Source organism: Streptomyces sp. NPDC107575 (assembly GCF_055657265.1).
The window spans coordinates 189,823-209,651 of sequence record NZ_JBVKBG010000002.1 but is presented as its reverse complement, the minus strand read 5'-3'; the positions used below and the strand labels follow the sequence as shown (position 1 = coordinate 209,651).

Below are 19,829 nucleotides of genomic sequence, written 5' to 3'. Positions count from 1 at the left end.
ACCCCACCGGGGGTCGCGGCCCAACTGCCTCACCGGCCGAATTACTCGCTGATCAGGCTGCGCAGCACGTACTGCAGGATGCCGCCGTTGCGGTAGTAGTCCGCCTCACCGGGGGTGTCGATGCGGACGACCGCGTCGAACTCGACGCCCGAGTCCGTGGTGACCTTGACGGTCGACGGCGTGCGGCCCTCGTTCAGCTCGGTCACGCCGGAGATCGAGAAGGTCTCCTCGCCGGTCAGGCCCAGCGTCTCGGCCGACTGGCCCTCCGGGAACTGCAGCGGCAGGACGCCCATGCCGATGAGGTTCGAGCGGTGGATGCGCTCGTACGACTCGGTGATGACGGCCTTGACGCCGAGGAGCGCGGTGCCCTTGGCGGCCCAGTCGCGGGACGAACCGGAGCCGTACTCCTTGCCGCCCAGGATGACGAGGGGCGTGCCCTGCGCCTGGTAGTTCTGCGACGCGTCGTAGATGAACGACACCGGGCCGTCGGCCTGGGTGAAGTCGCGGGTGTAGCCGCCCTCGGTGCCCGGCGCGATCTGGTTGCGCAGGCGGATGTTGGCGAACGTGCCACGGATCATGATCTCGTGGTTGCCGCGACGCGAGCCGTACGAGTTGAAGTCGCGGCGCTCGACGCCGTGCTCCGACAGGTACTTGCCGGCGGGGGTGTCGGCCTTGATCGCACCGGCCGGGGAGATGTGGTCGGTGGTGACCGAGTCGCCGAGCTTGGCCAGGACGCGGGCGTTCGCGATGTCCTGGACCGGCGCCGGCTGCATCTCCATGCCCTCGAAGTACGGGGGCTTGCGGACGTAGGTCGACTCGTCGTCCCACTCGAAGGTGTTGCCGGTCGGGACCGAAAGGGCCTGCCACTGGGCGTCGCCCGCGAAGACGTCCTCGTAGGACTTCGAGAACATGTCCTCGCCGATGGAGTTGGCGACGACGTCGTTGACCTCGGACTCCGACGGCCAGATGTCGGCCAGGTAGACGGGCTTGCCGTCCTGGTCGACGCCGAGGGCGTCCTTGGTGATGTTCACCTTCATCGAACCGGCGATGGCGTACGCGACGACCAGCGGCGGGGACGCCAGGTAGTTCATCTTGACGTCGGGGTTGATGCGGCCCTCGAAGTTCCGGTTGCCGGAGAGGACGGACGTCACGGCCAGGTCGTGGTCGTTGACGGCCTTCGAGACCTCGTCGGGCAGCGGGCCCGAGTTGCCGATGCAGGTGGTGCAGCCGTAGCCGACGAGGTTGAAGCCGACCTTGTCGAGGTACGGGGTCAGGCCCGACTTGTCGAAGTAGTCGGTGACGACCTTCGAGCCCGGGGCGAGGGTGGTCTTGACCCACGGCTTGCGGGTCAGGCCCTTCTCCACGGCCTTCTTCGCGACGAGGGCCGCGGCCACCATCACGTACGGGTTCGAGGTGTTGGTGCAGGAGGTGATCGCGGCGACGGTGACGGCGCCGTGGTCCAGCTCGTACGTCGAGCCGTCGGGGGCGGTCACGGTGACCGGGTTCGACGGAACGCCGTTGGAGACGGCCGGGGCGTCGGAGGCCGGGAAGGACTCCTTGCCCGCCTCGTCGTCGTCCGCGACGTAGTTGCGCACGTCCTGGGCGAACTGCTCGGCGGCGTTCGCGAGGACGATGCGGTCCTGCGGGCGCTTCGGACCGGCGATCGACGGGACGACCGTGGAGAGGTCGAGCTCCAGCTTCTCGGAGAAGTCGGGCTCGGCGGCCGGGTCCAGCCAGAGGCCCTGCTCCTTGGCGTAGGCCTCGACGAGCGCGACCTGCTGGGCGTCACGGCCGGTCAGACGCAGGTAGTTCAGCGTCTCGTCGTCGATCGGGAAGATCGCGGCGGTGGAGCCGAACTCCGGCGACATGTTGCCGATGGTGGCGCGGTTCGCGAGGGAGGTGGCGGCGACGCCCTCACCGTAGAACTCGACGAACTTGCCGACGACGCCGTGCTTGCGCAGCATCTCGGTGATCGTGAGCACGAGGTCGGTGGCGGTCGTGCCGGCCGGCAGCTCGCCGGTCAGCTTGAAGCCGACGACGCGCGGGATCAGCATGGAGACCGGCTGGCCGAGCATCGCGGCCTCGGCCTCGATGCCGCCGACGCCCCAGCCCAGGACGCCCAGGCCGTTGACCATCGTGGTGTGCGAGTCCGTGCCGACCAGGGTGTCGGGGTAGGCCTGGCCGTTGCGGACCATGACCGTACGGGCCAGCTTCTCGATGTTGACCTGGTGGACGATGCCGGTGCCCGGCGGGACGACCTTGAAGTCGTCGAACGCGGTCTGGCCCCAGCGCAGGAACTGGTAGCGCTCCTTGTTGCGGCCGTACTCCAGGTCCACGTTCTGCTTGAACGCGTCCGAGGTGCCGAACTTGTCGGCGATGACGGAGTGGTCGATGACCATCTCGGCCGGGGACAGCGGGTTGATCTTCGCCGGGTCGCCGCCGAGGGCCTTCACGGCCTCACGCATCGTGGCGAGGTCCACGACGCAGGGGACGCCGGTGAAGTCCTGCATGATCACGCGGGCCGGCGTGAACTGGATCTCCTGCGCGGGCTGAGCCTGGGAGTCCCAGTTGCCGAGCGCACGGATGTGGTCGGCGGTGATGTTCGCGCCGTCCTCGGTGCGGAGCAGGTTCTCCAGAAGGACCTTGAGGCTGTAGGGAAGGCGAGCGGAGCCCTCGACCTTGTCCAGCCTGAAGATCTCGTACGACTCGTCGCCCACCTGCAGCGAGGCTCGGGCGTCGAAGCTGTTCGCCGACACGACAGTCTCCTTCAGTGCATTCAGTACCGGACCGCGGAAACGATTGAGGTAAGGTAACCCTTACCTCGCCCGACCGGGCCTCCTTGGCGCGCCTTCGCGCGGATATCTCGATGTCGAGATAACCCTAGTACATCGCCCGGCATTGCCAGCAAGGGGCACCCTTCGTGCGCGTACCCACGTCCGGGCTCTTCAGCTCTCCCCCCATCCTCGACGCCCGACGGCCGCCACGCCCCTCGAGATGCGGCATCTCATATCTGAGATAACCTGCCGCCATGGCAGACGACTACCTCGAACGCATCGGCAAGCTCATCCGCGACGCCCGGCAGCACCGGGGCTGGACGCAGTCGCAGCTTGCGGAGGCGCTCGGCACCAGCCAGAGCGCGGTCAACCGCATCGAGCGCGGGAACCAAAACATCAGCCTTGAGATGATCGCTCGAATTGGCGAAGCTCTCGACAGTGAAATCGTCTCCCTCGGGTACGCGGGACCGATGCATCTGCGCGTGGTCGGCGGACGCCGACTCTCGGGTTCGATCGAAGTGAAGACCAGCAAGAACGCGTGTGTGGCACTCCTGTGCGCCTCGCTGCTCAACAAGGGCCGCACCGTGCTCCGCCGTGTCGCGCGCATCGAGGAGGTGTACCGCCTTCTGGAGGTACTCGGCTCGATCGGCGTACGCACCCGCTGGATCAACGACGGCGCGGACCTGGAGATCGTGCCGCCCGCCGAGCTCGACATGAACGCCATCGACGCGGACGCCGCCCGCCGCACCCGGTCGATCATCATGTTCCTCGGCCCGCTGCTGCACCGCATGGACCGCTTCAAGCTGCCCTACGCGGGCGGCTGCGACCTCGGCACCCGCACCATCGAGCCGCACATGATCGCGCTGCGCCGCTTCGGCCTCGACATCACGGCGACCGAGGGGCTCTACCACGCGGAGGTGCACCCGGACGTCGCGCCGGACCGCCCCATCGTGCTGACCGAGCGCGGCGACACCGTGACGGAGAACGCGCTGCTCGCCGCGGCCCGCGCCGAGGGCACCACGATCATCCGCAACGCGTCGTCGAACTACATGGTCCAGGACCTGTGCTTCTTCCTGGAGGCGCTGGGTGTCCAGGTCGAGGGCGTCGGCACGACCACGCTCACCGTGCACGGCGTGCCGCACATCGACGTCGACGTGGACTACTCGCCGTCCGAGGACCCGGTCGAGGCGATGAGCCTGCTGACCGCGGCCGTCGTCACGCAGTCCGAGCTGACGGTCAAGCGGGTGCCGGTCGAGTTCCTGGAGATCGAGCTGGCGGTCCTGGAGGAGATGGGGCTCGACCACGACCGTTCGGCGGAGTACCCGGCCGACAACGGGCGCACGCGCCTGATCGACCTCACGGTCCGCCCGTCGAAGCTCGAAGCGCCCATCGACAAGATCCACCCGATGCCGTTCCCGGGCCTGAACATCGACAACGTGCCGTTCTTCGCGGCGATCGCGGCGTCGGCCCAGGGCAAGACCCTGATCCACGACTGGGTCTACGACAACCGGGCGATCTACCTCACCGACCTGAACCGGCTCGGCGGGCGACTCCAGCTCCTCGACCCGCACCGCGTCCTCGTCGAGGGCCCGACCCGCTGGCGGCACGCCGAGATGATGTGCCCGCCGGCCCTGCGCCCCGCCGTGGTCGTGCTGCTCGCGATGATGGCGGCCGAGGGCACGTCGGTGCTCCGCAACGTCTACGTGATCAACCGCGGCTACGAGGACCTGGCGGAGCGGCTCAACTCCGTCGGGGCGCAGATCGAGACGTTCCGGGACATCTGATCCACGGCCTTCAACTCCCGCCTGCCGCACGGGTGGGCGGGATGTGAAGGTGGGCGCATGAAGCGTTCCTCCGCCGCCCTCGCCGCCTGCGCCGCCCTCGTTCTGCTCAGCGGATGCGGGGGCGGGCACGGCACGCCGCGGACCGGACCCTCCGCGTCCGACGCGGGCGCGCGCGGAGTGCCCAAGGAGCCCACGGCCGGCCGGGCACCGGCCGCCGGGAAGGGCTCGAAGGACCCCGACGACCTCAACGGGGACGGGCACCGGGACCTGCTCGTGCCCGTCGCCGCGCACGTGGACCGGGACACGAACGAGCGCGACGAACGGGTCGGCGTCGTCTTCGGCTCCGCCCGCGGGCTCGACCCGGCCACGCGCGCCGTGTACGGGCGCTCCGACCTCGGGATCCCGCGCGCGAAACCGGCGGACCAGGGGCCCGAGGACAGTCTCGCCGCCGAGAACGTGACCACGGCCGACCTCGACGGGGACGGGTTCCCCGACCTCGTCACCACGGTGCCGGAGGAGTCCGCCGACGGCAGCGGCGACCAGCGCGGCGTCCCGTACGTGGCGTGGGGCACGCCGACGGGCCCCGGCGCGCGGGGCCGCACCGCGACCCGCCTCCAACTCCCCTCCTCCGTCGCACAGTCGGGCCTCGACGACCCCACGCGCGGCGACTTCGACGGGGACGGTCACCACGATCTGGCGGGCCTCGGCGACAACGGCACGAAGGTGCACCTCCTGTACGGCCCCTTCAGCCGGTCGGGCGCGCCCGCCCGCACCGGGTCGCTGCGGGGCAACGACGGCGGCCTGGTCGCGGACTCCATCGACCCGACGGGCAAGCCGCGCGTCACCGGGCTCCTGGCCCCCTCGGTCAGCGACGGCGAGCAGGCCACCAGCACGCTGTACGCCGACCCGCGCACGGGCCGGGGCCGCGAGCTGCGCCCGGGCAACGCGCACGCCTTCGGCGACTTCGACGGGGACGGGCGGCGGGACGTGGCCGTGGGCGACAACGGCAGCCGCAACGACGAGCCCGGCTACGAGACGGAGGCCCCGGACGTGAACGGGTCGCTGGCGGTGTACCCCGGCGGGGGCGGGTCCCCGGTGACGTACAAGCTGCCCCCGCCCGGCACGGACCGGCAGACCGACTACGGGCCCGGCGGCTACGTCGCCGCCGATCCGGACGGGGACGGGCGGGACGGCATCCTCGTCGCCACGTACGCCGGGGCGACCCTGATCGACGGCGAGAAGCGGACCACCGTGCTGCGGCAGGGGCCCATGGAGATCGACCACAAGATGCGCTCGGACAACGCGCGCCGTGCCCGGCCGGTCGCAGCGGACGACTTCGACGCGGACGGCAAGGACGAGCTGGTCCTGGCATGGGCGGCGGACACGCTTTTCACCTTGTACGGCGAACACCCGACGCACTGGTGGGTCACCAAGGGCACGTCACCCCAAGACGCGACCTCCTTCGCGACGACCGGGTTCGCCAACAATTAGGTGGCCGCAACAAACTCCCGGATCGCCGCCGCCAAAGCCTTCGGCTGGTCCAAAGGAATCAGCGTTCCGCAGTCGTCCAGCTCCACCAGCCGCCCCTGCGGCAGCAGCTCCGCCAAACGACGGCCGTGGGCCAGCGGCATCATGCGGTCCTGCTTGCCCCAGACCACCAACGCGGGCCGGTCATACGCGCGGAGGGCATCCGCCGCCTCCATCATCTCCGTCCTCACCCCGGACCGGAGGTAGTGCAGCAGCAGCTTCCGCGCCGCCGGGTCCTTGCGCAGCGGCTCGATCCAGCGGTCGATCAGCTCGTGCGGGACCGGCCGCTGGGACATCACCGCGTACCCCGTGCCGGGCATCCGGCGCAGTGGCCGCACGGACAGCGTGCGCGCCAGCATCGTGATGCCGCCGGGGACCCGGGACATGACCTCCAGGAGCTTGCCCGCCGGGCCCGGCGGATAGTTGTCGAAGGCCTCGCAGCCCGCGATGACCATGCGCCCCACCCGGTCGGGCCGCTCCGCGGCGAGCTGCTGGAGGCGCCCCGCGTCGTTCTCCACGAACACCGTGTCGTCGCCCAGCTTGAGCGCGTCGGCGAACTCGCCGATCAGCAACGCCACCGTGTGCGGGGTGATCTTGGCGCCGGGCCGCACGGGCACGTGGTTGCTCCCGTACGGGAGGGTGGGCACGATGCACCGCACGGACGCGCCGAGTTCGTCGACGACGTGCCGCCACACCGTGCCGTCCTGGGCGAGCCCGTGGAGGAGGACGACGGCCGGCCCGTCGCCTCCCGTGTCCTCGTACGCGATCGGGCCCACGGAGAGGTCCACCGAGAGTTCCGTCTGCTGCGTCATACGGGCGAGCCTAGGCGCGGTTCCCGCTCAGGGCAGGACGGCGATCCCGTCGAGTTCCACCATGGCCTGTTCGTCCCAGAGGCGGCTCACTCCGATCACGGCCATCGCCGGATAGTCGCGGCCCGCCAACTCGCGCCAGATACGGCCGAGTTCGCGTGCGTTCTCCCGATAGTCCGCGACGTCGGTGGCGTAGACCGTGACGCGCGCCAGGTGCTCCGGTGTGCCGCCGGACGCGCGCAGGGCGGTGAGCAGGTTCGTCAGGGCGCGGGTGAACTGGGCGGGGAGCGTGTCGCCGACGACCTTGCCGTCGGCGTCCAGGGACGTCTGGCCCGCGAGCATCACCATGCGGCCGCCCGACGCGACGACGGCGTGGGAGAAGCCGGTGGGCGGGGAGAGTTCGGGCGGATTGACGCGCCGCAGGTCGCCGGTGTTGGTGCCGACGCCGTTGCCGTTGCCGCTGTTGCTGCCGGTCACGAGGACTCCTTCGTGTGCCCCTTGTACAACTCGCGGGCGATGATGGCTCGTTGGACCTCGGAGGCACCCTCGTAGATGCGGGGCGCCCGGACCTCGCGGTAGAGGTGCTCCAGGACGTGCCCGCGGCGCAGCGCCCGCGCCCCGTGCAACTGCACCGCGGCGTCGACGACTTGCTGGGCCGCCTCCGTGGCGACGAGCTTCGCGGCGGCCGCACGGCGCGGTACCTCCGGGTCCCCCTCGTCGTACGCGGACGCCGCCGCGTAGACCATGAGGCGCGCGGACTCGACGCGTACCGACATGTCGGCGACCTGGTGGGCGACGGTCTGGAGCTCCTTCAGCGGGGCACCGAACGCCTCCCGCTCGGCGGTGTGCGCGAGCGTCGCGTCGAGGGCCGCCTGCGCCATGCCGACGGCGAAGGCGCCGACACTGGGCCGGAACAGGTTCAGCGTGCCCATCGCGACGCGGAACCCGGCGTCGACCTCGCCGAGCAGGTCGTCGCGGGTGACCGGGACGCCGTCGAAGGCGAGCGAGCCGATGGGGTGCGGGGAGATCATGTCGAGGTGTTCGCCGGTGAGGCCCGCGCGGTCGGCCGGGACCGCGAAGGCCGTCACTCCGCGCGCGCCCGCGCCCTGGGTGGTGCGGGCGAAGACGGTGTAGACATCGGCCTCCGGTGCGTTCGAGATCCAGCACTTCTCGCCGGTGAGCCGCCAGCCCTCGCCGTCCGGGTCCGCCCGCAGGGACAGCGCCGCCGCGTCCGATCCCGCCCCCGGCTCGCTCAGCGCGAACGCCGCCACGGCCCGGCCGGCGCCCACCTCCGGGATCCACCGCTCGCGCACCGCCGCACCCGCGTACGCGTGGATCGGGTGCGCCCCGAGCCCCTGGAGCGCGAGCGCCGTCTCGGCCTCGGTGCTGACGCGGGCCAGGGACTCGCGCAGCAGGCACAGATCGAGCGCGCCCGAGGTGAACAGGCGCTCAAGGAGCCCGAGTTGGCCGAGTTCCGCGACGAGGGGACGGTTGACGCGGCCCGGCTCGCCCTTCTCGGCGAGCGGGGCGAGGCGCTCGGCCGCGAGGGCCCGTAGCTCGCCACACCACGCGAGCTGCTCCGGTTCGAGCGAGAATGTCCCCATACGTGGTGCTCCTCTCACGACTGCCTACCGGCCACACTGCCCGCCGCCCGCACACAGGAACCGTATCGCGCCCCGTTGACTGTCGTCACCATCACGATACGCTCGATGCGCGCCGCCTCATCCGGCGACGGCATGCGAGCCACTCACCACGAGGGGGCGCCAGGCCATGACCCACCACCCACTCAGCCCACTGCTTCCTTCCGGGCACGTCGACACCTTCGCCCGCGAGCATCTGCCGCCCGCCGAGCTGTGGCCGGGCCTCACCTTCGACCTGCCCGAGCTCGACTACCCCCAGCGGCTCAACTGCGGGACCGAACTCCTCGACGCCACCGTGGAGCGGCACGGCGCGGACCGCCCGGCCTTCCGCTCCCCCGGCCAATCCCCCTGGTCGTACGGCGAGTTGAAGGCGACGGTCGACCGGATCGCGCACGTGCTCACGGACGACCTGGGCGTCGTGCCCGGCAACCGGGTGCTGCTGCGCGGCCCCACCACCCGGCACCTCGCGGCGTGCTGGCTCGCCGTGATGAAGGCGGGGGCCGTCGCCGTGACCGTGCTGGCGCAGCAGCGGGCGAGCGAGCTGGCCACCGTGTGCGAGATCGCGCAGGTGGGGCATGCCCTGTGCGACATCCGCTCGGTCGACGACCTGGCGAAGGCCGAGGTGCCGGGCCTGCGCATCACGACGTTCGGCGGGGACGGGCCCGACGACCTGCTGCACCGCGCGGCCCCGAAACCGGCGGCGTACGAGGCCGTGGAGACCTCCGCCGACGACGTGGCGCTGATCGCCTTCACCTCGGGGACCACCGGGCGGCCCAAGGGGTGCATGCACTTCCACCGGGACGTGCTCGCGGTCGCGGACACCTTCGCGAAGCACGTGTTGCGGGCAGGACCGGACGACGTGTTCGCGGGGAGCCCGCCGCTGGGCTTCACCTTCGGGCTCGGCGGCCTGGTGATCTTCCCGCTGCGGGCGGGGGCCTCGGCGCTGCTGCTCGAACAGGCGGGCCCGCAGAAACTGCTGCCCGCGATCGCCGAGCACCGGGTGTCCGTCGTGTTCACCGCGCCGACCGCGTACCGGGCGATGCTTCCCGAGCTGGCCTCGTACGACATCTCCTCGCTGCGCCGCTGCGTGTCCGCGGGCGAGAACCTGCCCGCCGCGACCTGGCAGGCGTGGCAGGAGGCCACGGGCCTGCGCATCATCAACGGCATCGGTGCGACGGAGCTGCTGCACATCTTCATCTCGGCGGCCGACGACGCGATCAGGCCGGGGACCACGGGCGTCCCCGTGCCCGGCTGGGAGGCCCGGATCGTCGACCCCGAGGGCCACGAACTCCCGGACGGCGAACCGGGGTTGCTCGCCGTCCGCGGCCCCGTCGGCTGCCGCTACCTCGCCGACGAGCGGCAGACCGTGTACGTACGCCACGGCTGGAACGTCACCGGGGACACGTACGTCCGCGAGGCCGACGGCTACTTCCGGTACGTGGCCCGCGCCGACGACATGATCATTTCCGCCGGGTACAACATCGCGGGCCCCGAGGTGGAGGACGCGCTGATTCGCCACCCGGACGTGTCGGAGGCGGCGGTGGTCGGGCGGCCCGACGAGGAGCGCGGCCAGGTGGCGGTGGCGTACGTGGTGCTGCGGCCGGGCGCACGACAAGACACCGAAGGCCTGCGCGATTTCGTCAAGGCGGAACTCGTCCCCTACAAGTGCCCGCGCGCGATCGAGTTCCTGGACGCGCTGCCGCGCACGGCCACGGGAAAGCTCCAGCGGTTCCGGCTCCGCGAGACCGGAACCGTAGAGTGATCGCGTGCCCGAGCAGCCCACGCATACGCCCCGCTCCCTCATCGTCACCCTGTACGGCGCCTACGGCCGTGACCTGCCGGGGCCGCTGCCGGTCGCCGAGCTGATCCGGCTGCTCGGTGCGGTCGGCGTCGATGCCCCTTCGGTCCGCTCGGCGGTCTCCCGCCTCAAGCGCCGCGGCCTGCTCCTCCCGGCCCGCACCGACGCCGGAGCGGCGGCCTACGCGCTCTCCGACGACGCCCGGCAGCTCCTCGACGACGGCGACCGCCGCATCTACGGCAGCGACTCCCCCGCCGACGGCTGGGTGCTCGCCGTGTTCTCGGTCCCGGAGTCCGAGCGCGCCAAGCGGCACGTGCTGCGCTCCACGCTCACCGGCCTCGGCTTCGGCACGGCGGCGCCCGGCGTGTGGCTGGCGCCCCTCGCCGTGTACGAGGAGACCCGGCACACGCTGGAGCGCCTCGGCCTGTCCGGGTACGTGGAGCTGTTCCGCGGCGAGCACCTGGGCTTCGCGGCGACGGCCGACGCGGTGGCCCAGTGGTGGGACCTCGCGGCCCTGGCCAAGCTCCACGAGGCGTTCCTGGACGAGCACGAGCCGGTGCTGCGGGCGTGGGAAGCCCGCCCCGAGACCCCGCCGCGCGAGGCGTACCGCGACTACCTGCGCGCCCTCGACTCCTGGCGCCACCTCCCCTACGCGGACCCGGGCCTGCCGCCCGAGCTGCTGCCGGAGGGGTGGCCGGGGGTGCGGGCGGCAGAGGTGTTCCGGGCGCTGGACGAGCGGCTGCGGGGGGCGGGGGCGGAGTTCGCCCGCACGCCGACGCCCTGAAAGAACGCCCTGACGGAACGCCCTGAGAGAACGCCCTAAGGGAACCCTCAGCTTCCTCCACGGGTCCTCTCAGAATGCCCTCTTAGCGTCGGTTCGCATGAGTCTGATGCGCAACATGAACCGGGCGCTGACCGCCACCACCGGCCTCCAGGTGCGCCGCGCACCCAAGGGCCCCGCCCCCGCCAAGAAAGTGGCGACACCGGTGCGGCGGGCCGTTCCGGAGTATCGATGTACCGACGATCCGGGGACCGACCGGCTGCTCAGGCGGCCCGTCTTCATCATGTCGCCGGTGCGCTCGGGCTCGACCCTGCTGCGGATGCTGCTCGACGCGCACCCGCGGCTGCACGCCCCGCACGAGCTGCACATCCGGCGCCTGGAGGTCGGCTACGGCAGCAAGCTGTCGCGGCGCGCCATGGACGCCCTCGACCTGGGCCGCGGCGACCTGGAGCACCTGTTGTGGGACCGCGTCCTGCACCGCGAACTCACCAGGTCCGGCAAGGACTTCATCGTCGAGAAGACCCCCAGCAACGCCTTCGCCTACCAGCGGATCCGCGACTGCTGGCCCGACGCCCGCTTCGTGTTCCTGCTGCGCCACCCCGTCTCCATCGCCCAGTCCTGGCACGAGGGCGACCCCGACAAGCGCACGTACGACGAGGCCTGCGCGGACGCGCTGCGCTACATGAAGGCCGTCGACCACGCCCGCAAGGGCATCACCGGCGGCCACACGCTGCGCTACGAGGAGATCACGGCCGACCCGGAGGGAAAGCTGCGCGCCCTGTGCACCTTCCTCGGCGTCGACTTCGAACCCTCGATGCTGGAGTACGGCGCCCGCGACGAGACGCAGGTCCAGAAGGGGCTCGGCGACTGGCGGGACAAGATCCGCAGCGGCAGCGTGCAGGAGGGCCGCGAGCTGCCGAAGGACGACGAGATCCCCGAGGTGCTGCGGCCCATCTGCGAGGCGTGGGGGTACCTCAAGTGAAGCCCCGGGCCGAGGTCGAGGAAGTGTGGCCGCGGGACGGGCGGATCGGGGTCGTCGGACGGCTGGTCGGGCTGAACCCGGGAGCCGCCGATGCGTGGCGGCTGACGGTGACGCGACGGTCCGGCGCGGGTCAAGTCCTCTCGTACGACGTCGAGTTGGACGGCCACCGGTTCAGCTGCGTGTGGGACGTGGCCGACCTCGCCGCGTACGACGACGGGTCCGGCGGCGGGTCCGGACGTGTCGACCAGTGGGATCTGCATCTCACGGACGGGACGTCGAGGCTGCGGGTCGGGCGCCGGCTCGACGACATCCGCGGCAAGAAGGCGATCTACGTCTATCCGCGGCAGGCGGTGCCGGGGGCGGGGTTCGGCGTACGGCCGTACTTCACCGTCGAGGACAACCTGTCGCTGGAGTGCCGCGCATGAGGAACACCCGCATCAGGTATCTGCTGCTGCACGCCTACGGCCGCGGCGGCACCATCCGCACCGTCTTCAACCAGGCCAACTCCCTTGCCGCGGCGGGCTGGGACGTCGAGATCGTCAGCGCCGTGCGGCGGCGCGACGCCCTGCAGTTCCCGCTGGACGAGCGGGTGCCGGTGACGACGGTCGTCGATCTGCGCGAGAACGCCGCCCCCGAGGCCGCGGAGCCGGGGTTCGGCGGCCGGTGGCGCGCCCGCAGACGCGCCAAGCTGGCCGCGTCCCCCGCCCGCGAGATACCGCGCGGCGAGTTCGGCCACCGGTACTTCGACCGGCGCCTGGAGCTCGCCCTCGGCGACTACCTGCGCTCGCTCACCGACGGCGTGCTCGTCACGACGCGTCCCGCCCTGAACTTCCTCGCCGCCGCGCACGCCACCAACGGCGTGGTGCGGGTGGCGCAGGAACACATGAACCACGGCACGCACCGCCCCGACGTACAGAAGCGCATAGTCGAGACGTACCAGTGCTTCGCCGCCGTCGCCGTCCTGACGGAGCGCGACCGGAGCGAGTACGCGCGGCTGCTGCCCGGCACCCGCGTCGTGCGGATCCCGAACGCCGTGCACTCCCTCGACCAGGTCCCGGCGAACCACGCCTCGAAGATCGTGGCCGCGGCCGGCCGGCTCTTCCCGCAGAAGGGCTTCGACCTGCTGATCCCCGCGTGGGCCAAGCTCGTCCGGGAGTTCCCCGACTGGCAGCTGCGCATCTACGGCAGCGGCGAGAAGAAGGCACAGCTGCGCGCCCTGATCGAGGAGCACCACCTCTACAACCACGTCCTGCTGATGGGCCACACCGACCGGCTCGACGACGAACTCGCCAAGTCCTCGGTGTACGTGCTGAGTTCACGCTTCGAGGGACTGCCGATGGTGATGATCGAGGCGATGGCGCACGCCCTCCCCGTGGTCTCCTTCGACTGCCCCACGGGCCCCGCCGACGTGCTCACGCACGGCGTGGACGGGCTCCTCGTGCCGGAGCAGGACCCCGACGCCCTCGCCGACGCCCTCGCCCGCCTGATGGGCGACCGCGAGCTGCGTACGGAGATGGGTACGGCGGCCGTGCTCACGGCCGCCGCCTACGGCCCCGACGTGGTGCACCCGCGCTGGGAGGCCCTCTTCACCGAACTGACCGACCCCGACGACCGGCGGGCCGCGAGCGGCGCCGCGGAAGGACTGCACGTATGACCACGGCCACGAAGGCCCGCCCACAAGGAGCCACGATCTGGCTCACCGGGCTGCCCAGTTCCGGCAAGACGACCGTGGCGCGCGCCCTCGCGGGGCAGCTGCGCGCGGAGGGCCTGCGCGTCGAGGTGCTCGACGGCGACGAGATCCGCCGCTTCCTGTCGGCGGGCCTCGGCTTCAGCCGCGAGGACCGCAACACGAACGTGCAGCGCATCGGCCTCGTCGCCGAAGTCCTCGCCCGCAACGGGGTGTTCGCGGTCGTCCCGGTCATCGCCCCGTACGCGGACAGCCGCGAGGCCGTCCGCAAACGGCACGCCTCCAGCGCCACCCCGTACGTCGAGGTGCACGTCGCGACGCCGGTCGAGGTGTGCAGCCGGCGCGACGTGAAGGGCCTGTACGCGCGCCAGGCCGCCGGGCAGCTGAAGGGGCTGACCGGGGTGGACGACCCGTACGAGGCGCCGGTCGACCCGGACCTGGCCCTGGAGACGCAGGACCGGACGCCGCGGGAGTCGGCGGCCTCGGTGCGGGCGGTGCTGGTGGCGAGGGGGCTGCTGTGAGCGAGATGCCGTACGAGAGGGGCCACCTGGACGCCCTCGAATCCGAGGCCGTGCACATCCTGCGCGAGGTGGCGGGCGAGTTCGAACGGCCGGTGATCCTGTTCTCCGGCGGCAAGGACTCGATCCTGATGCTGCACCTGGCGCTGAAGGCGTTCGCGCCCGCGCCGGTGCCGTTCCCGCTGCTGCATGTGGACACGGGCCACAATTTCCCCGAGGTGCTGTCCTACCGGGACCGTGTGGTCGCCGCACATGGGCTCACCCTCCATGTGGCGTCCGTACAGGACTACATCGACCGCGGTGTGCTCCGCGAACGCCCCGACGGGACGCGCAATCCGCTGCAGACGGTGCCGTTGACGGAGGCGATCCGGGACGGCCGCTTCGACGCGGTGTTCGGCGGCGGGCGCCGGGACGAGGAGAAGGCCCGCGCGAAGGAACGGGTCTTCTCGCTCCGCGACGAGTTCTCCCAGTGGGACCCGCGCCGCCAGCGCCCCGAACTGTGGCAGCTCTACAACGGCCGGCACGCGCCGGGCGAGCACGTCCGCGTCTTCCCGCTCTCCAACTGGACGGAACTGGACGTCTGGCAGTACATCGCCCGCGAGGGCATCGCCCTCCCGGAGATCTACTTCGCCCACCGGCGCGAGGTCTTCGACCGGGGCGGCATGTGGCTGACGGCCGGCGACTGGGGCGGGCCGCGGGACGGCGAGCCGGTCGAGAAACGCCAGGTCCGCTACCGCACCGTCGGCGACATGTCCTGCACGGGCGCCGTCGACTCCGACGCGGAGACGCTGGACCAGGTCATCGCCGAGATCACGGCGTCCCGGCTCACGGAGCGGGGCGCGACGCGGGCGGACGACAGGTTGTCGGAGTCGGCGATGGAAGACCGCAAGCGCGAAGGGTACTTCTAGAGATGTCTGTATCTGTGTCAGTAGTTACTCGTGAAGTGGGCACGTTGCGGCTGGCCACGGCGGGGTCCGTCGACGACGGCAAGTCCACGCTCGTCGGACGCCTGCTGCACGACTCCAAGTCGGTCCTGGCCGACCAGCTGGAGTCGATCTCCCGGACGGGAACCCCGGATCTGGCCCTCCTCACGGACGGCCTGCGCGCCGAACGCGAACAGGGCATCACCATCGACGTCGCGTACCGGTACTTCGCGACGCCGCGGCGCCGTTTCATCCTGGCGGACACGCCGGGTCATGTGCAGTACACGCGGAACATGGTGACCGGCGCCTCGACGGCGGAGCTGACGATCATCCTGGTCGACGCCAGGAACGGGGTCGTCGAGCAGACGCGCAGGCACGCGGCGATCGCGGCGCTGCTGCGGGTCCCGCACGTGGTCCTCGCCGTCAACAAGATGGACCTGGTCGACTACGAGGAGTCCGCGTTCGCCGCGATCACGCGGGAGTTCGCCGGGCTCGCGGACGAACTGGGGATCCCCGAGGTGACCGCGATCCCGATCTCGGCGCTCGCGGGCGACAACGTGGTGGACCCGTCCGCGCGCATGGGCTGGTACGGCGGGCCGACGGTCCTGGAACACCTGGAGACGGTGCAGGTGACGACGGAGTCCCCGTCCGCGCCTGCCCGCTTCCCGGTCCAGTACGTGATCCGGCACGACGAATCCCGCTACTACGCCGGCCAGTTGGTGTCGGGCACCCTACGAGTCGGCTCCGCCGTGACGGTGCACCCCTCGGGCCGTACGTCGACGATCGCGGCGCTCGACGTACTGGGCACGCAGGTGACGGAGGCGCACGCCGGGGCCTCGCTCACGGTGCGGCTCGCCGACGAACTCGACGTCTCCCGCGGCGACTTGCTCACCCCGTCCACGGACCCGCCCCCGACCGCGACGCGGGACGTGCACGCATCGGTGTGCCATGTGGCGGACCGGCCGCTGCGGGAGGGGCAGCGGGTCCTGGTACGGCACACCACGCGCACGGTGCGGGCTGTGGTCAAGTCGCTTGGCGGGGCTGCCACGTTGGAGGCCAACGACCTGGGCGTGGTGACACTGCGCACGGCCGAGCCATTGACCCTCGACGGGTACGCGGAGGTGCGCCGCACGGGTGCGTTTCTCCTGGTCGATCCGTCGGACGGCACGACGCTGACGGCAGCGATGGCGACGCTGCCGTCCTGACGCGCGAGCTCACCCCGGTCACCCCGGCAGGACAAGCCTCGGTTTCGGGGCGTCCAGGCGCCCCGTCTGCGGGCGCCTGGACCCCGCCCCGTACTGCCTGGGCCACCCCACCCCCGGCCCCGCATACCCCTGTTCCGCCGCCGCGTGCAGCGTCCAGTTCGGGTCGTACAGGTGCGGGCGGGCCAGGGCGCACAGGTCCGTACGGCCCGCCAGGACAAGGGAGTTGACGTCGTCCCAGGAGGAGATCGCGCCGACCGCGACCACCGGGACACCGGCCTCCGCCCGGATCCGGTCCGCGTACGGCACCTGGTAGGAGCGGCCGAACGCGGGCCGCTCGTCCGAGACCACCTGCCCCGTGGACACGTCGATCGCATCGGCGCCGTGCGCGGCGAAGGCCCGGGCGACGGCGACCGCCTCCTCCTCGCTGGTGCCGCCCTCCGCCCAGTCCGTCGCCGAGATCCGCACGGTCATCGGACGGCCGTCCGGCCACACCTCGCGTACGGCGTCGAAGACCTCCAGCGGGAACCGCAGCCGGTTCTCCAGCGATCCGCCGTACGCGTCCGTGCGCCGGTTCGTCAGCGGCGACAGGAAGCCGGACAGCAAGTAGCCGTGCGCGCAGTGGAGTTCGAGGAGGTCGAAGCCCGCTTCCGACGCACGCCGCGCCGAATCGACGAACTGCTCGCGCACATCGGCCAGTTCGGCCACCGTCAGCTCGCGCGGCAGCTGGCTGTCGGGGCGGTAGCGGAGCGCGGACGCCGCGACGAGCGGCCAGTTGTCCTCGGCCACGGGGAGCGGCTCGTCCATGCCCTCCCACATGAGGCGCGTCGAACCCTTGCGGCCCGAGTGCCCGAGCTGCACCCCGATCGCCGTACCGGGCGCCCGCGTGTGGACGAAGTCGACGATCCTGCGCCAGGACTCCGCCTGCTCCGACGTGTAGAGGCCCGCGCAGCCCGGCGTGATGCGGCCCTCCGGGCTCACGCACACCATTTCCGTCATGACGAGCCCGGCCCCGCCGAGCGCCCGCGCCCCCAGGTGCACCAGGTGGAAGTCCCCCGGCACCCCGTCCTCCGCCGAGTACATGTCCATCGGCGACACCACGACCCGGTTGCGCAGTTCCAGGCCGCCGATCCGGAACGGCGTGAACATCGGCGGCGTGCCCTCGGGGCAGCCGAACTCCCGCTCCACCGACTCCGTGAACCGCCCGTCCCGCAGCCGCAGGTTGTCGTGCGTCACCCTGCGCGAACGCGTGAGCAGGTTGAAGGCGAACTGGAGTGGCGGCTGGTCCAGATAGCGGCCCAGCTCCTCGAACCACTGGAGGCTGGCCCGCGCCGCCCGCTGCGTCGACGCGACGACGGGCCTGCGCTCCTCCTCGTACGCGACGAGCGCGGCATCGGTCGTGGGCTGCTCGGTCAGGCACGCGGCGAGCGCGAGCGCGTCCTCGACGGCGAGCTTCGTGCCGGAGCCGATGGAGAAGTGCGCGGTGTGCGCGGCGTCCCCGATCAGTACGCAATTGCCGTGCGACCAGTGGTCGTTGACGACCGTGCGGAAGGTGAGCCAGGAGGAGTTGTTGGTCCTCAGGGACCGTCCGCCCAGCGCGTCCTTGAAGATCTTCGCGCAGGTCTCGATCGACTCCCGTACGTCCATGTCCGCGAAGCCCGCCGACCGCCACACCTCCTCGCGCATCTCGACGATGACCGTCGACTCGTGATCGCTGTACGGGTAGCCGTGCAGCTGCATCACTCCGTGCTCCGTCTCCGCGATGTCGAAGCGGAAGGCGTCGAAGGCGAAGTCGGCGGCGAGCCAGATGTAGCGGTTGCGGTGCTCCTCGATGTGCGGGCCGAACGCGTCCGCGTACGTCTCGCGGGTCTTGCTGTGCACGCCGTCGGCCGCGATGACCAGGTCGTACGCCGCGCGGAGTTCGGCGGTCGGCGGGGCCTCCTCCTGGAAGCGGAGGTCCACGCCGAGTTCGCGGCAGCGGTCGTGCAGGATCTCCAGGAGTCGGCGGCGGCCGAGCGCCGCGAAGCCGTGCCCCGTCGAGGTGTGCCGCTGCCCCCGGTGCACGATGTCGATGTCGTCCCAGCGCACGAACTCGTCCTGGAGCGCCCGGTAGACCACCGGGTCGGCGTGCTCGATGCCGCCGAGGGTCTCGTCGGACAGGACGACGCCGAAGCCGAACGTGTCGTCCGGGGCGTTGCGCTCCCAGACCGTGATCTCCCGGTCCGGGTCGAGGCGCTTGAGGAGGGCGGCGGCGTACAGGCCGCCGGGGCCGCCTCCGATGACGGCGATGCGCCGGGCGCGTACGGTCATCCGCCGCTCACCGCCCCTGCCACTTCGGCGGGCGCTTGGCGGTGAACGCCGCGTGGAACTCGGCGTAGTCCTCGCCGTGCATGAGCAGCGCCTGCGTCGCGGCGTCCATCTCGATGGCCCCGGCGAGCGGCATGTCCAGCTCGGCCGTCAGCAGCGCCTTCGTCTGCGCGTACGCGAGGGCGGGGCCCTCGGCGAGGCGGCGGGCGAGGGTCTGCGCGGCCTCGTCGGCCCTGCCCTCGTCGGTCAGCTCGCTGATCAGGCCGATGCGCTCGGCCTCGGGCGCGCGGACCGCGTCGCCGAGCATGAGGAGCCGGGTGGCGTGGCCGAGGCCGACGACGCGGGGCAGCAGATAGGCCGCCCCCATGTCGCCGCCGGACAGGCCGACCTTCGTGAACAGGAACGCGAAGCGGGCGCTCGGGTCGGCGACGCGGAAGTCAGAGGCGAGCGCGAGGACCGCGCCCGCCCCGGCCGCGACCCCGTGCACGGCGGCGATCACCGGGAACGGGGCCTCGCGCACGGCCCGGACGACCTGTCCGGTCATCCGGTTGAAGTCGAGGATCTGCGCGGTGTCCATGGAGAGCGTGGCGCCGATGATCTCGTCGACGTCGCCGCCGGAGCAGAAGCCGCGGCCCTCGCCGGCGAGAACCAGGGCACGGACCGTCTTCTCGCGAGACAGCTCGGCGAGGAGGTCGCGCAGGTCGGCGTAGGCGCCGAAGGTGAGCGCGTTGAGCTTTTCGGGGCGGGCGAGCGTGACGGTGGCGACACCGCTCTCGTCCACGGCGTACGTGAGGTGCTGCCAGGAGTCGGTGCGGGGGGTGGATCCGGTGAAGGGGCTCATGCGGTGCCTCCGGCGGGTCGCGGGCGTGCCGAGGAGGAGCGAGACGACTCGACCGTATCACCGCATCGTGACCGTCGTCACGGGTACGCGATAGACGAGGGCGCGATATCCGATGAAGGGTCGTACGTCCCGGAGCGCACCGACGAGAGCCTCTTTCGCCCTACGCCGTACCATTCATAAGGTTGAACGCAGGACAGTCCCCCTTGAGCCCGTTCCTCCGAGCCCGCCCCAGAGCCGCATACGCGCCCTCCGCCCC

The 19,829-nt window shown here is 71.5% G+C and carries 16 protein-coding genes; 10 read left to right on the top strand and 6 right to left on the bottom strand.

Going from position 1 to position 19,829, the window contains the following annotated elements; translation table 11 throughout:
* Nucleotides 1-41: 41 nt before the first annotated feature.
* Nucleotides 42-2,756, bottom strand: coding sequence for an aconitate hydratase AcnA (acnA, locus tag ACZ7L4_RS07720; RefSeq protein WP_472100647.1), 2,715 nt, complete (start codon nucleotides 2,754-2,756; stop codon nucleotides 42-44).
* 272 nt (nucleotides 2,757-3,028) lie between these two features.
* Here acnA and ACZ7L4_RS07715 point away from each other — a divergent pair, with 272 nt between their 5' ends.
* Complete coding sequence (locus ACZ7L4_RS07715) at nucleotides 3,029-4,558, top strand: helix-turn-helix domain-containing protein (RefSeq protein ID WP_472100645.1); 1,530 nt, start codon at nucleotides 3,029-3,031, stop codon at nucleotides 4,556-4,558.
* A gap of 57 nt (nucleotides 4,559-4,615) precedes the next feature.
* Complete coding sequence (locus ACZ7L4_RS07710) at nucleotides 4,616-6,049, top strand: FG-GAP repeat protein (protein WP_472100643.1); 1,434 nt, start codon at nucleotides 4,616-4,618, stop codon at nucleotides 6,047-6,049.
* Here the strand turns inward: ACZ7L4_RS07710 and ACZ7L4_RS07705 are convergent.
* Genes ACZ7L4_RS07705 through ACZ7L4_RS07695 form a run of 3 tightly spaced genes read right to left on the bottom strand, consistent with a single transcriptional unit; the run spans nucleotide 6,046 to nucleotide 8,498 of the window.
* On the bottom strand, nucleotides 6,046-6,897 hold the full coding sequence (locus tag ACZ7L4_RS07705) for an alpha/beta fold hydrolase (protein WP_472100641.1): 852 nt from the start codon (nucleotides 6,895-6,897) through the stop codon (nucleotides 6,046-6,048). The two genes, ACZ7L4_RS07710 and ACZ7L4_RS07705, sit on opposite strands and share 4 nt — an antisense overlap.
* Before the next feature lie 27 nt (nucleotides 6,898-6,924).
* Nucleotides 6,925-7,371, bottom strand: coding sequence for a RidA family protein (locus ACZ7L4_RS07700; RefSeq protein WP_472100640.1), 447 nt, complete (start codon nucleotides 7,369-7,371; stop codon nucleotides 6,925-6,927).
* Nucleotides 7,368-8,498 carry an acyl-CoA dehydrogenase family protein gene (locus ACZ7L4_RS07695; RefSeq protein ID WP_472100638.1) on the bottom strand — a complete coding sequence of 377 codons (1,131 nt, stop codon included), beginning with the start codon at nucleotides 8,496-8,498 and terminating at the stop codon, nucleotides 7,368-7,370. The genes ACZ7L4_RS07700 and ACZ7L4_RS07695 overlap by 4 nt, the downstream gene beginning before the upstream one ends.
* A 166-nt stretch (nucleotides 8,499-8,664) precedes the next feature.
* Between ACZ7L4_RS07695 and ACZ7L4_RS07690 the strand changes: the two genes are divergently transcribed.
* The 8 genes from ACZ7L4_RS07690 to ACZ7L4_RS07655 all read left to right on the top strand — a co-directional run bounded on the left by ACZ7L4_RS07690 (nucleotide 8,665) and on the right by ACZ7L4_RS07655 (nucleotide 16,428).
* Nucleotides 8,665-10,296, top strand: a complete 1,632-nt coding sequence (locus ACZ7L4_RS07690) for an AMP-binding protein (RefSeq protein WP_472100636.1) — start codon at nucleotides 8,665-8,667, stop codon at nucleotides 10,294-10,296.
* A 4-nt stretch (nucleotides 10,297-10,300) separates the two neighbouring features.
* Nucleotides 10,301-11,116: a PaaX family transcriptional regulator gene (locus ACZ7L4_RS07685; protein ID WP_472100634.1), complete on the top strand. Its 816-nt coding sequence runs from the start codon at nucleotides 10,301-10,303 to the stop codon at nucleotides 11,114-11,116.
* Between the two features lie 97 nt (nucleotides 11,117-11,213).
* Nucleotides 11,214-12,095 carry a sulfotransferase family protein gene (locus ACZ7L4_RS07680; RefSeq protein WP_472100633.1) on the top strand — a complete coding sequence of 294 codons (882 nt, stop codon included), beginning with the start codon at nucleotides 11,214-11,216 and terminating at the stop codon, nucleotides 12,093-12,095.
* Nucleotides 12,092-12,520 carry a hypothetical protein gene (locus ACZ7L4_RS07675; protein WP_472100631.1) on the top strand — a complete coding sequence of 143 codons (429 nt, stop codon included), beginning with the start codon at nucleotides 12,092-12,094 and terminating at the stop codon, nucleotides 12,518-12,520. Before ACZ7L4_RS07680 ends, ACZ7L4_RS07675 begins: the two co-directional genes overlap by 4 nt.
* Nucleotides 12,517-13,749: a glycosyltransferase family 4 protein gene (locus ACZ7L4_RS07670; RefSeq protein ID WP_472100629.1), complete on the top strand. Its 1,233-nt coding sequence runs from the start codon at nucleotides 12,517-12,519 to the stop codon at nucleotides 13,747-13,749. Before ACZ7L4_RS07675 ends, ACZ7L4_RS07670 begins: the two co-directional genes overlap by 4 nt.
* On the top strand, nucleotides 13,746-14,303 hold the full coding sequence (gene cysC, locus ACZ7L4_RS07665; protein ID WP_472100628.1) for an adenylyl-sulfate kinase: 558 nt from the start codon (nucleotides 13,746-13,748) through the stop codon (nucleotides 14,301-14,303). The genes ACZ7L4_RS07670 and cysC overlap by 4 nt, the downstream gene beginning before the upstream one ends.
* 5 nt (nucleotides 14,304-14,308) lie before the next feature.
* A complete protein-coding gene (gene cysD, locus ACZ7L4_RS07660; protein WP_472101946.1) occupies nucleotides 14,309-15,208 on the top strand; it encodes a sulfate adenylyltransferase subunit CysD in 900 nt (299 codons plus the stop codon).
* Between the two features lie 2 nt (nucleotides 15,209-15,210).
* Nucleotides 15,211-16,428, top strand: a complete 1,218-nt coding sequence (locus tag ACZ7L4_RS07655; RefSeq protein WP_472100626.1) for a sulfate adenylyltransferase subunit 1 — start codon at nucleotides 15,211-15,213, stop codon at nucleotides 16,426-16,428.
* A gap of 18 nt (nucleotides 16,429-16,446) precedes the next feature.
* On the opposite strand, the gene ACZ7L4_RS07650 is transcribed toward ACZ7L4_RS07655, so the two are convergent.
* Complete coding sequence (locus ACZ7L4_RS07650) at nucleotides 16,447-18,735, bottom strand: bifunctional salicylyl-CoA 5-hydroxylase/oxidoreductase (protein ID WP_472100624.1); 2,289 nt, start codon at nucleotides 18,733-18,735, stop codon at nucleotides 16,447-16,449.
* A 7-nt stretch (nucleotides 18,736-18,742) separates the two neighbouring features.
* Nucleotides 18,743-19,573, bottom strand: coding sequence for an enoyl-CoA hydratase family protein (locus ACZ7L4_RS07645; RefSeq protein ID WP_472100622.1), 831 nt, complete (start codon nucleotides 19,571-19,573; stop codon nucleotides 18,743-18,745).
* Between the last annotated feature and the right edge of the window lie 256 nt (nucleotides 19,574-19,829).